This window comes from Frigidibacter sp. RF13, from assembly GCF_026626305.1.
Taxonomy (GTDB): Bacteria; Pseudomonadota; Alphaproteobacteria; order Rhodobacterales; family Rhodobacteraceae; genus TMP-24.
The window spans coordinates 1-17,527 of record NZ_JAPNUE010000017.1 but is presented as its reverse complement, the minus strand read 5'-3'; the positions used below and the strand labels follow the sequence as shown (position 1 = coordinate 17,527).

General features: G+C 60.7%; 11 protein-coding genes and 1 pseudogene. 3 read left to right on the top strand and 9 right to left on the bottom strand.

The features are described from left to right. The 5 genes from OU426_RS17890 to OU426_RS17870 all read right to left on the bottom strand — a co-directional run. Positions 1-979 (bottom strand): SRPBCC family protein (locus OU426_RS17890; RefSeq protein ID WP_267635528.1); only part of this gene is annotated, 979 nt, incomplete at its 3' end. A 603-nt stretch (positions 980-1,582) separates the two neighbouring features. After that, on the bottom strand, positions 1,583-4,645 hold the full coding sequence (locus OU426_RS17885; protein ID WP_267635526.1) for a Hint domain-containing protein: 3,063 nt from the start codon (positions 4,643-4,645) through the stop codon (positions 1,583-1,585). 202 nt (positions 4,646-4,847) lie between these two features. Next, positions 4,848-6,065, bottom strand: a complete 1,218-nt coding sequence (locus OU426_RS17880) for a beta-barrel domain-containing protein (protein WP_267635525.1) — start codon at positions 6,063-6,065, stop codon at positions 4,848-4,850. After that, positions 6,062-8,161 carry an ATP-binding cassette domain-containing protein gene (locus tag OU426_RS17875; protein WP_267635524.1) on the bottom strand — a complete coding sequence of 700 codons (2,100 nt, stop codon included), beginning with the start codon at positions 8,159-8,161 and terminating at the stop codon, positions 6,062-6,064. Before OU426_RS17875 ends, OU426_RS17880 begins: the two co-directional genes overlap by 4 nt. After that, complete coding sequence (locus OU426_RS17870; RefSeq protein WP_267635523.1) at positions 8,142-9,284, bottom strand: TolC family protein; 1,143 nt, start codon at positions 9,282-9,284, stop codon at positions 8,142-8,144. The genes OU426_RS17875 and OU426_RS17870 overlap by 20 nt, the downstream gene beginning before the upstream one ends. 581 nt (positions 9,285-9,865) lie before the next feature. Between OU426_RS17870 and OU426_RS17865 the strand changes: the two are divergent. After that, positions 9,866-10,498: pseudogene (locus OU426_RS17865) on the top strand (IS6 family transposase); the annotation flags it as partial. A gap of 551 nt (positions 10,499-11,049) precedes the next feature. On the opposite strand, the gene rimO reads toward OU426_RS17865, so the two are convergent. The 3 genes from rimO to OU426_RS17850 all read right to left on the bottom strand — a co-directional run bounded on the left by rimO (position 11,050) and on the right by OU426_RS17850 (position 14,333). Further along, positions 11,050-12,471, bottom strand: coding sequence for a 30S ribosomal protein S12 methylthiotransferase RimO (rimO, locus tag OU426_RS17860; RefSeq protein WP_267635529.1), 1,422 nt, complete (start codon positions 12,469-12,471; stop codon positions 11,050-11,052). Positions 12,472-12,648: 177 nt separating this feature from the next. Next, positions 12,649-13,410: an ABC transporter permease gene (locus tag OU426_RS17855; RefSeq protein WP_267635522.1), complete on the bottom strand. Its 762-nt coding sequence runs from the start codon at positions 13,408-13,410 to the stop codon at positions 12,649-12,651. Beyond that, on the bottom strand, positions 13,407-14,333 hold the full coding sequence (locus tag OU426_RS17850) for an ABC transporter ATP-binding protein (protein WP_267635521.1): 927 nt from the start codon (positions 14,331-14,333) through the stop codon (positions 13,407-13,409). Before OU426_RS17850 ends, OU426_RS17855 begins: the two co-directional genes overlap by 4 nt. Before the next feature lie 232 nt (positions 14,334-14,565). On the opposite strand from OU426_RS17850, the gene OU426_RS17845 reads away from it, so the two are divergent. Both OU426_RS17845 and OU426_RS17840 read left to right on the top strand, forming a co-directional pair. Further along, positions 14,566-16,536, top strand: a complete 1,971-nt coding sequence (locus OU426_RS17845) for an AsmA family protein (protein ID WP_267635520.1) — start codon at positions 14,566-14,568, stop codon at positions 16,534-16,536. Between the two features lie 158 nt (positions 16,537-16,694). Continuing rightward, positions 16,695-17,087 (top strand): cupin domain-containing protein, encoded by a 393-nt coding sequence (locus OU426_RS17840; RefSeq protein WP_267635519.1) that lies wholly within the window; start codon positions 16,695-16,697, stop codon positions 17,085-17,087. An 88-nt stretch (positions 17,088-17,175) separates the two neighbouring features. Here OU426_RS17840 and OU426_RS17835 read toward each other — a convergent pair. Then, positions 17,176-17,527: GcrA family cell cycle regulator (locus OU426_RS17835; RefSeq protein WP_324289834.1), on the bottom strand; the 352-nt coding region annotated here is incomplete at its 5' end.

Here is a 17,527-nt window from a genome sequence, read left to right as displayed (position 1 = left end):
CGTCCGCGTCGAACGCGGTCGAGGTCACGTTGCCGTTCGCGTCCAGCGTCGAGGTCTCGATCGCCGTCACGTTGCCGTTGCTGTCGAGCGTGTAGGTCTCGCGGCTTTCCGGAACGCCGTCGAGATTCGCGTCAAACTCAGCCACCGTCACGTTGGTTTCGGGGTTTACGGTAACCGTAACGCCCTCGTCGGCCGTACCGTCGCCGTCCGTATCGACTTCGATGGCAATATCGGATCCGGTCACCACCGCCGAAGTCACATCACCGCTGCCGACATATGTGTTCGTAAATTCAACCAGGTTCTGCAGATCACTCGCAGTGAAACCGGTACGACCCGTCGACGGAAATGCAGACAGGATGGCGATGACGTCTTGAATATTAGACGTATCCACACCGGTGATGCCAGCTTCTGCAAATTGTGCCAAAGTTGCCGATGACGGATTCGCCAGGATCGACTGCAGGGCGGGCGTCGCAGGTGTCGAGCCAGATGACCCGCCGCCACCGGCCAACGCAGCTACGCCGAGAAGCCCACCAAGAACAACCATCGCACCGCTGATGCCACCCCCGGCGACAGCTGCGCCGCCTTCCGCATTTGAGGTTGAAACGATGGTCTGGACAGGCTCGTCCAGCGACAGGTCTGCGACCGCAGCCTCCGGATCGGCATCGCCGAGTATCTCTTCGAGCTGCTCGCGCGAAATCTTCCGTTTCTTAAGCAGTGCCCCGTCGTCGTCCACTTCAAGCTGAAAGTATATGTCGGGCGATCCGCCTTGCGCGACAATGGTCGCCGGTTCACCTGCCGCGCTGAAATAGCCCTCGACGGTGATCGCCGCGCCGCTATCGAGGACAAGTACCAGATCGGCGCCTGACCGATAGGACTCAGTTACGTCACCGGCGCCCTCGGGCAACAGTATCGCTTCCTGCCCCTGCACAAGTGCGACTTTGGCCGCAACTCCTTGCTCAAGATCAATGTAGTCACGCATAGTGCCTATTCCTTAGTTTGGGTTCAGATTCATCGGGCAGCCCCACGACACCCAGTCAGTTCCAGAATCAGTCAAGTTTCGTAGTCTTTTAGCCGTCCGGCAGACATCGCGCTGCGGTGAACGGTGCTCCCGACGTCGTGAACGGTCGGGAGCGCCGTTTCACAATCAGCTCACCTTCCGCGAGATCGCATCGACACCGGCAGCATCCGCTGCGGCAGTGACTTCGCTCGGGTTATGCCAGCGGAGCACTCTCCATGTGTTCATCCGGATTTCTGCCTGTACCCTTCCTCCACGCACAGGCGATCTGCCTCATCCAGGCTCATGCTTTCCGGGCGATCTATTGAACGGTCCCATCTGACGAGATTGCGTGTGTACAACTGGCAAGTGACGTCGCCCTTGGGCGTGGACAAGATGACCGGGGCAGTCTCATAGGCCCTCGGATCTGGGACGCACGCCGTAGTGACGATTAGTGAAACCAGAAGCAGAATGGTGCTCGCGCGAAGCAGCTTGCTAAGGGTTGGGTGCCAATCCTGTCGGAAGCCCCCGCCGGTGGCTATGCCAGAGATCATCGCCTTGGATATCATTCCGCCTTTTCTCCTAATGCTACCAAACCGCAGCGTGACTGCGGCGCATGATCGCGCGCGCTTCGTATCCTTTCAGGGACATGCGCGCGCTCGGGTATGCCGTTTCGCCGGAAGCGCCGATCAACTCCGGGAAGAGTTCAAGGATTTCACCAGAGGTCTGGGCGTCCATGGCATCTAGCATCTCCGCACTGGGCTGGAAGCTCTCGGTCCAGGCGCCGTTCGAGCGGATGATCTCGTGCTCATCGAACAGAAGGTGGATATAGCTGACTTTCGGAACCTCCAGCCTGTCAACACCGGGGTATCCAACCAGTTTCAGCGCCGCACACACGGCTTCTGATTCACCTATTGCGAGCTCGACCGATGCTCCACAAAGGAAAATTCTGTGCTGGGGCGATATGACGAGATCCCGTTCCGGCACGCCCGCCTCGATGACACCTGCCTTGATCCGGATCGGTAGAAACTGCGGCCTTGCAGCCAACTCCGCTTCGCCAAGATCACGCCGCCCCACCCAACGGACAGGTCGGTAACCGCTGTCGCGGGTAAGGATCAGGTCGCCAGCCGCGATGTTTTCTACCGGTGTGGGCCCATCAAAAGTGTCGATAAGTGTGCCGGGCGTGAAGCAGGGTATGACTTTCTCGATGTTCGCGAAAGTCAGCGTTCCGATGACGGCGCCCAGACCGTCAAGGAATTCAACTGTCCCGTCTTCGTTGTCGCCACCAGCATAAATGATGTTCGTCGTCGACTTGGTCCAGCCGGAGGCAAAGAGATCCAGGACGTCTGTCTCATTTGACGGAGTATCTTCGCCCCCGTCGATGGAGTCGTCGATACCGAGGCCGATAAACAGGTCCGACCCAATGCCACCGTCCGCATAATCGACGCCGTCAGTCGCAGATCCGACAGAGATCGTGTCGCTGCCGTCACCGCCATAGATCACATCGACGCCGTCGTCGCCTATAAGGCTGTCGGCACCCGCGCCGCCATATATGTCGTCGCCATCTGCGCCGCCGTAGATCGTGTCGTCGCCGTCGTCGCCGTAAAGTTCGTCTACCTCCTCGCCGCCGTAGATGAGGTCATCGTCTGCCCCGCCAAAGACCTCGTCAGCGTCCAACCCACCGTAAAGCGTGTCATTTCCGTCCTCACCGAAGAGAAAATCGATATCAAGACCGCCACTGAGCAAGTCGTCTCCCGTTCCGCCGAACAGGTTGTCGATGCCAGCTCCGCCGTCTGCGGTGTCATTGCCGGCTCCACCGTATATATCATCTAGCCCATCTCCGCCGTCGATGATGTCGTTGTCGGCACCGCCGTCCAGAAGGTCATTGCCCGTTCCGCCTGAAAGCGAATCCGCGCCGAGATCACCCGACAGCGTGTCGTTGTCAGCGCCGCCAAAGATCGAGTCCGCGCCGTCGCCGCCAGTGGCGGAATCCGCGCCGGTGTCGCCGTAAATCTCGTCGTTGTCAGCGCCACCGTCGATGGAATCATCGCCTGCCTCACCCAGCAGCGTGTCGGCACCAATGCCGCCGAAAATGGTGTCGTTGCCGGAAAAGCTTTGCACCCAGTCGGCGCCATCGCCGCCATAGATGAGATCAGCCCCGGCACTGGCATCCAGAAAATCGTCGCCGCCGTCGCCGTAGATCGTGTTATCGCCGAGACCACCCTGAATGAAATCGGCGCCATCGCCGCCATACAGCAGGTCGTTTCCGCCGTCACCTGAGATGAAGTCATCGCCAAATCCACCATAGATCGTGTCGGCGCCGTCGGCTGCATTGGGGCTGTTGGCAATGCCCCCGTAGACTTCGTCGTTGCCATCTCCGCCGTAGATCAGGTCTGCGCCAAGGTCTCCGCGCAGTTCGTCCAGGCCCGCGCCGCCGTAGAGGACATCGTCACCATCTCCGGCGTTGACGGTATCGACGCCGTCCTCACCGCTGATCGTGTCGGCGCCTGCCCCGCCGTCGATGCTATTTGCACCGGCGTCACCTGTGAGGCTGTCGGCGAACGCGGAGCCGGTCAGGTTTTCGAAACCACTGATCGTGTCGCCCGTGGCATGACCGCCAGAAGCCAGTCCGGTCGTGAGGGAAACGGTTACCGCCGCGTCGGAGTTCGCGTAACTCAGCCGGTCGGTGCCGGTCCCGCCAACGAGGCTGTCTGCGCCGCCAAGACCTTCGATCGTATCGTTGCCGGTATCGCCATCGATCGTGTCAGCACCGCTGCTGCCGGTGATCGTATCTGCACCCGAGCCCGCATAGAGACCGACGCCCTGGGTCGAGAGCGAGGCATTGATCGTGTCATTGCCGGAGCCGGTGATGTAATGTTCGACTTCGGAAAACGTTACGGTCGAGGTTCCGTAGGCGTAGGTGCCTGCCTGATCGCCGCTAAAGGTCAGCGTGACGGCGGTCGTGACAGCTGAGCCGCTGAGTGTGTCGCCGGTGACCTCGCCCGCCTCGCCGCCGACGATCGAGTCATTGCCCGTGCCGTTCGCAACGACAAAAAGATCGTCACCATCGCCCCCAAACAGCGAATCCGCGCCGCTGCCGCCCACAAGCGTGTCATCACCGGCCGCGCCATCGATGCTGTCATCGCCATTTCCACCGGACAGGCTGTTGGCGTTGCTGTCGCCGATCAGCGTGTCGGCTGAACCCGATCCTATGATATTCTCGATCAGCGAAAGGATGTCGCCCGCCGCATGGTTGAGCGAGCCGGTGCCCGTCGTAAGGTTTACGTTGACCGAGCCGGAGGCAGAGTAGTCGGCAGTATCAATGCCGTCACCTCCATCAAGTATGTCTGCGTTCGCACCACCTGCAAGAACGTCATCGCCATCACCGCCATAGAGCTGGTCATTGTTGTTGCCGCCGAACAGTGAATCCGATCCAAGCCCACCGAAGAGCTGGTCATTGTTGTCGTCGCCGAAAAGTGAGTCATCGTCGGCGCCACCGTCCAGCGTATCTACGCCCGTACCGCCGCGGAGCGTGTCATTGCCGCCCAAGCCGACGAGAGAGTCATTTCCACCCTGACCGAGTAGAGAATCTGCGCCGGGATCGTCCCCGATGATGGTCTCGTTAGACCCGGTACCCGTAATCGTCGCCAAAATCCGATTCCTGAAATACGCCCCCCATTTCAGATGCTTTAGGAGCGACAGAAGAGCAAACCACCCATCTCGAACTTCGAAACGGCCTTCTGCTCAGGGCCGCGTAAAATGGGGAAGCTCGCGCGGGATACGCAAACGGGTGCGATCGCCGAATGACGTTCCATCGTTGACGTGGATTCTTGCGGACATTTCGCCGCACGTCTTACAGTTCGCCAAGCGCGTCCTTGGTCTTGACGATCGGCCGGATCAGATAGTCGATGATCGGCGTGTTGTCGGCCTTGATATCAGCTGTAACGGCCATGCCGGGCCGGAGCGACCGACCTTTTGTTTGCCACTCTGCCAGTGCAGACTTTTCGGGCTCGATGGTCACGACATAGCTGTCCGGTGCGTCTCGTCGCTTTTCGTCCGGAATGGTGTCCGCGCTTACTTTTGTCACATAGCCTGCAACCGTTCCGTAGCGCGCATAGTCAAATGCAGAGACTTTGATCTTGGCCGCCATCCCAACACTTACATGCGAAATATCATCAGTGGATACCCGAATCTCGATCTGCGGAAGCTCGCCATCTGGGACCAACTCTACAATCGGCTCCCCGGGTTTCACGACACCCCCAATTGTGCTGAAGTAGAGCCGGTTGACGGTTCCATCGACAGGAGCAGCGATGGTAGTACGCGACAGCTGATCCTCTCTGGCGGCGACGGTCTGACGCAAGGCGGAAAGTTCGTTGACGACGCTCGACAACTCCTCCGAGATGGTGCGCTCCCGTTCTGCAACGTAGCGATCAAGTTCGGCTTGAAGTTTCTGCACTTCTTGTTGCTGTCTGAGGATTTCCAACTCCGATATAGCCGCGATTTCACGCAGGGGCAGCATGCTATCGAGTTCTGATTGCTCGATGGCAGCCATTCGTTCGTAGTTGGCCTTCGTGACCAGAAACTCTCGCCGACGCATTTCGAAACTGAGCACCTCAGATCGTGCGATCTCGGCAAAGCGTTCGTCCGGATGGGGTTGGAACGCAAGCGCATCGGAGCCCCCAACCTCAGCCTCAAGCCGTTGTCGCCGCAGATCAAGTGCGGCGACCTGGTGTTCTATTTCGCTCAGGGCGGCAGCGAAGTTGGTCTTGTCAAGTTGCACAATGTGTTGTCCCAGCCTGACGTGATCGCCTTCACCGACAAGGATCTTGACGATGATGCCACCCTCCAGGTTCTGGATGACCTGTGTCTTGGTCGACGTTTTTACGCTGCCCTGACCGCGAACAACCCGGTCGAGCGTGCCGAGAATCGACCAGGTGACCGCCGCACAGAACAGCACCAGACACAGGAAGACGACCCGACCGTCGCGTCTGTTGGTGTTATGATCGACCTCCGACCAATGACTTGCCAGACCTGCGTCCTTAGCGATTGTCGCAGACTGGGTAAGGATCATGCCTTCTCCCCCTTCGAAATCGCCGCAATCCTGCGCAGAATCTCGTCGCGCGGACCGTCGAGGACGACACGGCCGGAAGACAGAACAACTATCCGATCGACCAGCGCGAGGATCGGCGTGCGGTGCGTGGCGACGATGAAGGTCCGCCCCGCGAGCCATTCCTTCAGATTCGCAACGACCATTCTTTCCGTTTCGATGTCCATGTTTGCGGTCGGTTCATCCAGCGCGACCAGGCGCGGATCGCGTAACAAAATTCGGGCGAGCCCTACGCACTGGCGCTGCCCCATTGACATTCCGCCTGTCTGTTCATCAAGGGAATACTCAAGTCCTTCGGGCCGCGACCGAACAAACGCACCAAGGCCGGACTTTTCGATGGCCGTTAGGATGTCCCTGTCTGTAAAGCGTTCGTCGCCAAAGGCCACGTTTTCGCGCAGTGATCCGCTGAACAGAGTGACGCTCTGCGACAGATAACCGACGTTGGCCGCGATGTCTGACATGCCTACATTCCTGATATCCTGCCCTTGAAGCCGCAGGCTACCGTGGCTGGCTGGCAACTGCCCGCAGACGAGTTTCAGCAAAGTGGACTTTCCCGAACCGCTAACACCCATAAGCGCCAAGCGTTCTCCGGGGCCGACATGCAGGCGCCTAACCGTCAGCGCAGGTGCATCGTTTTCACGGTAAACACATCCCAATTCGTCAACAGCGACGTCAAGACCGGCACCGGTCGGGCGCAGGATCCGACGATCAGGAAGGCGGTTGCTGCCCGATAACACTATTCCATTTAGTTCATTGAGCGTGGCGCTCACCATTTGCCAGCGCATCAGGATGGTGCTCAGCCGCACAACCGGCGCCATTGCGCGAGAGGCGAGCAGTGTCGTGGCTACCATTGCTCCGACCGTCAGCTCACCGTTCAAAACGCCGAATACGCACGCGACGACCACACCGGCTTGCGCAATCTGGGTCACGAAGCTCGACCATTGCGTAAAGAAGGCAGTTGACATCCGCTGACGACGCGTCGCATCGCGAGCGGCGCGGCTGATTTTCCTCCAGCTGTCGGCAAAGAATGATTCCACGCCTGTGACTTGGATCGTTTCGGCTCCGAGAATTGCTTCGCTTACAAGTCTATGACTTGCGGCGCCTTGGGATTGTACATTCCGCGCGTTGGCGTTCACCCAGCGACCGAAAAGGATGGATGGGGCGACCATAGCACCGAGGCCGATGAGAACAACCAGAGCTCCGTCTCTGCTAATGAGCCAGATCATGGCGATGAACATGAAAGTGAACGGCAAGTCTGTTGCCACTCCTACGGCACCCTCAGTAATCAATTCGCGGACAGAACTGTAGTCGCGAGTCAGATGGATGAGGCGCGTCGGCGAGGGGCATCCTGGCCCCCTTTTCAAATTGATAATCCTTTCAAGTAATTCCCCTAGCGCCTGAACTTCAATCTTTTGACCCACGCGATCCATGATCGAGGCACGTATTATCTTCAAAACGAAGTCGAATAGAACCGCTATGATCAATCCCACCAACAAGACCGTCAGGGCTTCAAGAGATCTATTTGGCAAAACCCGATCATAAACCTGGAGGGAAAAGAATGAAGTTACAATTGCCAATGTGTTTACGATAAGCGACGCCAGCACCACGTTTATCAAACTTGGTACTTCAAAACGAAACTTGGACCAGAACCAGTGCGTGCTTTTTTCGTGCACCACGCTCTCATTTGCCTTAGGCACATCAGCCTGACCCAATATCTCATACACCTTTATTTCAGATGTTTCTCCTAGAGATAGCGGAATGGCTCTCTTGCCGGTTTCGTCAGTTGGGTCTGCAAAACAAATGCCTGTATCATCATTCTTCAAAATAAGATGGGCATTCTCACCAACAATTACGACGCTGGGTGTCCTTAATTCAGATAGGTTCTTTGCATCCAATTCTCTGAAGCCAGCCGCAGCAAATTCGACTTTTCCATCGGCGACCAACTGCAGGACCTGAGAGTCGTGGATGAATTTTCGTCCGAGCGCGCCGCGCGATAGTTGGCGCGAGACAGATCGAACCGAGTCAGCAAGTGATTCATTCTCAATGGAGTTCGGAATCATTGCTTACACTCACAAGCGCGCCCATCAGTCTTGCGCGTTCCACGTAGATCTGAAAGAGTTCGAATGACAGTTGCAATCGTTGCTGCTCCCCCGCCAGAAGCGAGCGGTAGATCGAGATTCCATCAGAAAGTGATCGCGCGCCAAGGCTTCGCTGACCGACATAAAGCGAGACGGCATTCCGCGAGAGTTCCACCAATCGATCCACCTCGTCTCGACGGCCAAGAGCCCGTCTTTCTCGAAGCGCCAGATCCTGCAATGACCTAGCCAGACCAAGTGCGGTCTTGCGGGTGGAGGCATCCGCCGCCTGCAATGCGGCTTCGGCCAATCTCCGATCGGTTACTGCGGAAAGTCCCGCAAAGTCCGATGTGTCTACGGTCAGCGCAAATGCAGAACCTGATTGTGAGGTGAGCAAATCAATGGCCCCCCTCAATACGAGAGCAGGGATCAGGCGCGCCTTGACAAGGCGCAATTCATGCGCCGCGATTTCTTCACGCACCGAAGCCTGTGCAATAATTGGGCTCTCTTGAGGAAGACTGACGTTCCCAATTTCTTTCATCAGAGCGGAAAGATCCGGAATGCGCTCCAGTGTAGTTGGTCGGCCGGTGAGCACCGCGATCTGTCCAAGCGCCAGATCGATACGCGAAGCTTGTTCGGATGCATCGTTGCCGATCTCAGCGGCCCGCAGTTCAGTCAGCAAAGTCTCCGAAGCATCCGCGACTCCCGCGGTTTGCCGCTGGCCGGCTGCGGTGCGTAGTTCCAGGTGGTTCACTTGAAACTCTTCCAGTAGCTGTTTCAGTTCACGCGCAAGAGCCGCTTCACCGGCTTTGGTCAGTATTTCAGCCGCAAGAGTATTCTCCTCAATCTGAAGCTCAAAGCGTGCGACCTCCAATTCCGCAATAATTAACTCACGCCTGATGCGTTTCCTGCCAAAACTTGAGACCGGAAGTTGGATCCCGATGCTGGCGAAATCAATCCCCTCGCTGTCGATACTCGCGGACGGAGAAATCTGTGGCAGGTTATCCCAGCGCAAACCAACCCTTTCTATCATGGTCGTTTTCAGGCTGATCAATGCACTTGAAGACGCAAGGTTCTTTTCCAGAGCGTCAAGGATTGGTTGCTTCAAGGAATCGGGCCCAGTGAAACGCCTATCTATACTAATGGTAGCAGTGGGTTCAGATCTATCCGGTGTCATTTGTCCTTCAGGGGCACACCCCAAAGAAGACAGCAGTATAATAATGCATAACGCGCTCTTGCCATTTATGTAACGTGGCCAGCTTCTTTTTCTCAATTTGTATTTCAATTCTAGCCCCGTACGAAAATATGCAACCCCGCAACTTTATAGCTCTAGCGCGCAGCTATGATTAATTATACTTTCATACCTGAATTTCGGTGGATTCTGTCTCCAGATATAGTCGGAAGAAAGAGTGTTCAATGGACAGCCAAGAAAAGTTACTCAGTCGAGCTATGGTCCCATATTTCAGTACGATCCGCATACACACGGATGTAATCAGCTCCCTTTCTAGCCCCATTTGCGGATTCGAAAAAGATCTTCATTTCGAAATTCGAAACACAAAACGATAATCAAGCCCGAAGGCCCTGTCAGAGGAATCGCCCCTTGAACTGGGGCGGACCGCCGGGCATCGTCCTTCCATGCCAAGACGCTCACCCTTCCGCTACTTCAAGACGTCGCCGTAGGTCATCCGCATGGCGGTGACGCTCTATGTCCGGTTCCTGCTCTCGCTGCGCAACGTCGAGGACCTGCTGCACGAGCGCGGGATCGACGTCTGCCACGAAACGGGGCGGTTCTGGTGGAACCGCTTCGGCCCGATGTTTGCTGCCGCAATCCGAAAACGGCGCGGCGAGGGCATGCGGTCGAGTAACTGGCGCTGGCATCTCGACGAGGTGTTCGTGAAGATCAATGGTGAGCGCCACCACCTCTGGCGAGAGGTCGACCACGAGGGCGAGGTACTGGAAAGCTTCGTGACGAAGACGCGGGACAAGAAGGCAGCATTGAAATTCCTTAGAAAGTCCCTGAGGCGGCACGGCCGCGTGGCGGAGATCGTCACCGACCGCCTGCGGTCCTATGGTGCTGCCCTGCGGGAACTCGGTATCCCCGTCCGCCAGCGAACCGGCCGCTGGCTCAACAATCGGGCCGAGAATTCCCACCTGCCGTTCCGCAGGCGCGAGCGGGCGATGCTGCGCTTCCGGCGGATGCGAAGCTTGCAGAAGTGCGTCACCGTCCATGCATCGGTCTTCAACCATTTCAACCAGGATCGCAGCCTCTCAACCCGACCGGATTACAAGACCAACCGCTCCGCCGCCCTCACCGAGTGGCGCGGCCTAGAGGCTGACCGCGCGCCGCACCTGCGACCAGTTCGCATTCGTCTGACAGCACAGCCAACCACTCCCCCTGACTGAGACGTCTGACGGCCGACGCCGGAATAATCCGGCATTCCCGCAGCTATGCCGGGTGGGCCTGCGGACCCGAGCGGAAAATGGGGCGCGGTCTCTGGCTTTTGCAAACCCTGTCTCGAAGTCCCGTTTACGGCCTGGCGTGTTCGACTGGGCGATGGACGGTGCATTGTCTGGCGATGCTCACCCCGGCTCGGAGCCGTGGAGTGAGCCCGCGCTGCTCGGCTCAGACCATCGGCGAACCATGCCGAAACACCCATTTTGAGGTGAGACCGGGCGGCTGGCGACCCTTCAGAACCGGCCGGACGATGTCGGGCACAAGGAAGGCTTGGCAACTCGCCGGTTGTAGCCGCTGCCTGGTCACGCCGTCCTCGTCTGCGATCTCGGCGTAGGTCTTGCCGGTCTCGGTTCAATCGAGACTACCGCTGGCGGCGAATTTTCAAGACGCGCCTTCGGTCCGGCACCTCGCGCTGCATTCACTCGTTGTGGCCTTGCGCCGAATGTCGATCCTCGCCGACGAGGCGGCCCCACAGATCATACTCGCTCGCCTCGTCGACCTCGACGGTGACGAGGTCACCGGGGGCAAGGCCTTCGAAATCCTCGTCGATGAAGAGATTGCCGTCGATCTCGGGCGCGTCCGCCTTGGTGCGGCAGGTGGCGCCATCTTCGTCGACGGCATCGACCAGAACCTCGATCCGGCTGCCGACCTTCGCCTGCTGCTTCGCCTCGGAGATCGCCTGCGCCTTGGCCATGAACCGATCCCAGCGGTCCTGCTTGACCTCGGCGGGCACATGGCCGGGCAGGTCGTTCGAGCGCGCGCCCTTGACGTTTTCGTACTGGAAGCAGCCGACGCGATCCAGTTGCGCCTCGTCGAGCCAGTCAAGGAGCGTCTGGAACTCCGCCTCGGTCTCGCCCGGGTAGCCGACGATGAAGGTCGAGCGGAGCGTGATGTCGGGGCAGATCGCCCGCCAGGCGCCGATCTCGTCGAGCGTCCGGGCGGCGGCGGCGGGGCGGGCCATGCGCTTCAGCACGTCGGGGTGGGCATGTTGGAAAGGGATGTCGAGATAGGGCAGAACCCCACCTTCGGCCATCAGCGGAATGAGGTCGCGGACGTGCGGGTAGGGGTAGATGTAGTGGAGCCGCACCCAGGCTCCGAGCGAACCGAGGTCGCGGGCAAGGTCGGTGATATGGGCGCGGTGTTCGCGGCCCTCGCGGCCCGAGGTTACGGCGTGCTTCAGATCGACGCCGTAGGCCGAGGTATCCTGGCTGATGACGAGCAGTTCCTTCACCCCAGCCTCGACCAGCTTTTCCGCCTCGCGCATCACCGCATGGGCGGGGCGCGAGACGAGGCGGCCGCGCATGTCGGGAATGATGCAGAACTTGCACTTGTGGTTACAGCCCTCGGAAATCTTGAGATAGCTGTAATGGCGGGGGGTCAGCTTCACGCCAGTCGCGGGCAGAAGGTCGATGAACGGATCGGGCGCGGGTGGCACCGCGTGGTGGACGGCGTCCAGCACCTGCTCATATTGTTCGGGGCCGGTGACGGCGAGGACGGACGGGTGGGTGCCAGTGATGAATTCAGGCTCCGCGCCGAGGCAGCCGGTGACGATCACCTTGCCGTTTTCGGCCAGCGCCTCGCCGATCGCCTCAAGGCTTTCGGCCTTGGCGCTGTCGAGGAAGCCGCAGGTATTGACGATGACCGCCTCGGCACCCCGGTAGTCGGGGCTGATCTGGTAGCCCTCGGCCCGGAGACGGGTCAGGATGCGCTCGCTGTCCACCAAGGCCTTGGGGCAGCCAAGCGAGACCATGCCGATGGTCGGCTGGCCATCACGGCGCTCCGCGTCGAAGACGGGGCGCGGGGCAAGGTCGGGGCGGAGACTGGGCGGGTTTTGCGACATTGGCCGCCTATAGCCGAAGCCGATGCGGCTGAAAAGCCGCCCCGCCGTCCATCGACGTGGCGGGCCAAAATCCTTCGGGAAGGATTTTGGCGGCATCCGCGCGCGGGTGAAGAGGCCAGACATGGGCACGACGGTGGGGCGAAAATCCTTCGGGAGGGATTTTCGCTGGTCTGCGCCTCAGGCCCGCAGCCGCCAGCCGGTACGGAAGATGTACCAGACCGCACCCATGCCAAGTGCGAGGAAGAGGGCGATGGCGGCAATCGAGAGGCCGACGGGCACGTCGGCGAGGCCGAAGAAGGCCCAGCGGAAGCCGGAGATCAGGTAGAGGACGGGGTTCAGATGTGCGACGCCCTGCCAGAAGGGCGGCAGCATGTCGGCCGAATAGAAGGCGCCGCCGAGGAAGACCAAGGGCGTCAGCACCATCAAGGGAATGATCTGCAATTGCTGCCAGTCCTTCGACCAGATGCCGATCAGGAAGCCCAGAAGCGAAAAGGCCACAGCGCTCAGCACAAGGAAGGCGACCATCCACACCGGATGCGCGATGCGGATATCGACAAAGAAGAGCGAGGTGAAGAGGATCACGCCCGCGATGATCACCGATTTCAGCGCCGCCGCGCCGACATAGCCCACCACCACCTCGACGAAGGAGAGGGGGGCGGAGAGAACCTCGTAGATCGTGCCCACGAATTTCGGGAAGAAGATGCCGAAAGAGGCGTTCGAGACCGACTGTTGCACCACCGTCAGCATGATCAGCCCGGGCACGATGAAGGCGCCGTAGCTGACCCCCTCGACCGATTGGATGCGCCCGCCGATCGCGGCGCCGAAGACCACGAAATAGAGCACGGTCGAGAGGACCGGCGAGGCGAGCGATTCCCACAAGGTGCGCCAGAAGCGCGCCATTTCATGCTCGAAGATGGTACGGACGCCGCGCCAGTTCATTTGCCTTCCTCCACCAGCCTCAGGAACACGTCCTCAAGCGACGATTGCTCGGTCTCCAGATCGCGGACCGACAGGCCCGCCTCGGCGAAACCGGCGAGAAGCCGGGCGATGCCCGAGCGGTCGGCGCGGGTGTCGTAATCGTAGGTCACGTGCAGCCCGTCGTCCGACAGCGCGAGGCCGGGCGCGGCAAGGCCCGCGGGCAAGGCGTCGATCTTTTCGGTCAGTTCCACAGTCAGGCGCTTGCGGCCGAACTCATGCATCAGGTCGCGCTTGTCGCGTACAAGCAGCAGCCGCCCGCCGTCGATCACCCCGATCCGGTCTGCCATTTCCTCGGCCTCGGCGATGTAATGGGTGGTCAGGATGATGGTGACGCCCGAAGCGCGCAGGTCGCGCACCACCTCCCACATCTCGCGACGCAGGTTCACATCGACCCCGGCGGTCGGCTCGTCGAGGAAGAGGACCTTCGGCTGATGCGACAAGGCCTTGGCGATCATCACCCGGCGCTTCATACCGCCGGAGAGTTCCATCAGCCGCGCGTTGCGCTTGTCCCAGAGCGTGAGCATCTTCAGGAGCTTTTGCAGCCAGGCCTCGTCCGGCGCCTTGCCGAAGAGGCCGCGGGTGAAGCGGACGGTGCTGAGGACGGTCTCGAAGCTTTCAAGCGCAATTTCCTGCGGCACGAGGCCGATGAGCGCCCGGGCGGCGCGGTAGTCGCGGGATATGTCATGTCCGCCGACCGTGACCTTGCCGGACGAACCTGTCACCAGACCGCAGAGGATCGAGATGAGCGTGGTCTTGCCTGCGCCGTTCGGGCCGAGGAGCGCGAGGATCTCGCCCTCGCGTATGTCGAGCGTGACGCCGGAAAGGGCGACGGTGCCGCTTTGATAGGTCTTTGAAAGATCGGTGATTTCGATGATGGCGGTCATTGACCCGTCCTGCCTGTCGGTCTGGCGCGTACCCTAAAGCCGGGCGCGGACATTTGGAAGGGTGGGCAGGGGATCCGGATTTCGGCACGAAATCCGGGCGGACCCTTTCAAAGTGTCCGGTCCGAAATCTTTGAAAGATTTCGAATAGGCCGGGTGGTTCATTCGTCAGGATATCCGGACTTGAGGGGCAAGGGCCCGCCCGGCATAGTTGAGGAAAACGGAGGGCGGATCGATGCGGTGGCTTTTCAGGATAGCTGTCACGCTCATCCTTCTGGCGGTCGTCGCGGTCGGCGGGCTGTTCCTGCTGCCATCGGAGCGGATCGCGGGTCTGGCGGTTACCCAGTTCGAGAAGCTCACCGGGCGGCAATTGACGCTGACCGGTGCCGCTGCCCCGTCCTTCTGGCCGAATTTCGGGATCGAGACCGGACCGGTTGCCATTTCCAACGCGTCCTGGTCCGACGAGGGGCCGATGCTGACGGCAGAGGCCTTGCGGATATCGCTCGACATGGGCGGGCTTCTGTCGGGGGATTTCAGGATCCGTGCGGTCGAGGCGGTCAGGCCGGTGATCCGGCTGGAACGCAATACCGACGGGGCAGCGAACTGGGAGTTCGGTGGTGGCGGCTCCGGTGCGAACACCGGCACGATCACCACCGCGACACCGGGCGTTGGCAAGCCCTTCACGCTCGACCGGCTGTCGCTTGATGGCGCCACGCTGATCTACAATGACCGCCAGAGCGGCACGCGGCTGGAACTGGCCGACCTGACCGGCACGATCAGCATTCCCGATTATCGCGGGCCGGTGACAGCCGATCTGACTGGGCGGCGCGCCGGGCAGGAATTCGCCGCGACCCTGACACTCGGCGGGTTCCAGCAGTTCCTCGACGGCGAGGATGTGGCTGCCGACCTGCAACTCTCGGCCGGTAAGGCCTGGGCAACATTCGCGGGGCTGGCCGCGCAGGGGCCGGTCCGGACGAGCGGCAAGCTCGATGCCGATCTTGGCGACATGAAAGGTTTTGCGGCGCTCGCGGGGCTTGCGGCGCCTTCGCTGCCGCCGGGGCTCGGCCAGCGGTCGGTCAAGGTCAGGGGCGATCTGGCGATCACCGATCAGGGCGATCTGTCGCTTGGAAACGGCGAGGTGACGCTTGACGGGACAGCGCTGAGCGTCAGCGCCAGCCTGACCCCCGGAGGGGAGCGGCCCTATATCCGCGCCTCGGTCGCGGGCGGCGGGTTCGAGGCCGGAGGCGGCGCCTCAGGTGCGGCAGCGGGCGGCGAGGCTCAGGGCGCCGAGGCCGGCAAGGCGCGCGGCTGGTCGACGGCGCCGATCGACGCGAACGGCCTCAAGGCGTTCGATGGCGAGATCACGCTCGACCTCGGATCGCTCAGGCTTGCGGGGCTGAAGCTTGACGGCCTGTCGGCACGGCTGACGAACGAGCGCGGTCGGCTGGTGGCCGACCTCAGGCGGATCAGCGCCTATGGCGGGGTCGCGTCGGGGCAGATGGTGGTGAATGCCCGCAAGGGCCTGTCGACGAGCGGCGATCTGACGCTTGCGGGCATCGCGCTCCAGCCGTTCCTGACCGATCTGGCGGGCTACGGGCGCCTGTCGGGCACCGGCGACATGCGGGTGAAATATCTGGCCTCCGGCCGGTCGCTGGCCGAGCTGATGGCGAGCCTTGAAGGCGGCGGGTCGCTGTCGGTGGGGCGGGGCGAACTGATCGGGGCCGATCTGGCCGCGATGATGATCACGCTCGATGCCAGCCAGTATGGCACGGGCCAGAAGACGATCTTCGACAGTCTGACAGCGACCTACACGATGGCGGGCGGCGTGCTGAGCAATCAGGATTTCCTGATGGTCTCACCCCGCGTGACGGCGAAAGGCAGGGGCGAGGTGGATATCGGCGGCCGCACGCTCGATTACCGGCTGAGTGCCGTGGCGCTCGCCGACGATCAGGGCCAGGGCGGGCTGACGGCGCCCCTGATCATCTACGGCAGCTGGGACAATCCGCGCTTCACCATCGACCTTGATGCACTGGCCAAGGAGAATTTCCGCGAGGACCTCGATGAGGTCGGCAAGAAGCTGCAAGACGAACTCGGGATCACCCCGAACCCCGGCGAAAGCGTCGAGGATGCGGCGAAGCGCAAGGCCGAGGAAGCGTTGCAGAACGAGCTTGAGAAGGCACTGAACAATCTGTTCGGGGGGAATTGATGGCGCCGGGTCAGTCGGTTGATCCTGGCAGGCGCCTCGCAAGAAGTAATGGAAGGATATTGGGGGGCTTCGAAACGGCGTTGGTCCGCTATGCGGACAAAGTGTGCATTGACCGCCGTCCAGCGAATCCTGAGTGTCCGTTGTCAGGAGGACTCCCGATGAAAGAGACCGTGTTGCCAGTCCTGGCCGATGCGAAGTCGCCAGCCGGTGCCGATATTCGGTTCATTATGAACGGGCCGACCGGCAACATGATTCACAGCACGGTCCCGCCGGGGCAAATCAATCGAGCGACCGTTCATCGCACGGTCAGCGAGTTTTGGTATATTCTAGAGGGCCTTGGAGAAATTTGGCGGCGCGACGACGCGGAAGAGAAGATCACGCCACTCGGTCCCGGGGTATCCATCGACATTCCTGTGGGCACGGCCTTTCAGTACAGAAGTATCGGGACTGAGCCGCTGAAATTCATCTGCGTTACGATGCCATCATGGCCGGGCGATCACGAGGCGTCGCATGTCGGCGGCGCATGGATGCCAACGGTGCCCGATCAGTAGATCTGGGCTCAATACCGACCGACAGCATTTCAGCAGCTAGTCAATCTTCTCGCTGGGTGCCGGGCCCGCCCGTCGTCGCTGTCAGCGGTCACCTGCGGCGGTCGCGCCGTGCGCTCATCGGCTGGAAGGCCACGCCGACATGGGCGTCGCAATAGGGTTTGCCGGCTTGCGAGGGCAGGCCGCAGAACCAGAAATCATCCGTCGCCGGATCGCCGATCGGCCATTTGCAGGTCCGTTCGGTCAGTTCCATCAGCGTGATCTTGCGGGCGCGCTTTTCGACCTCGCGGACCGAGGCGAGCGCCTCGGGGCTGATCTCGCCCGCCGAGGGCTGGGGCGGCAGGGGCTGGCCCGCGGGCACGATCTGCTTGCGCAGGGGGCTTGCGGCCTGGGGGGCGGCGGGCGCGGGTTCCGCCGGGCGGATCGGCGTGACCTTGGCGTCG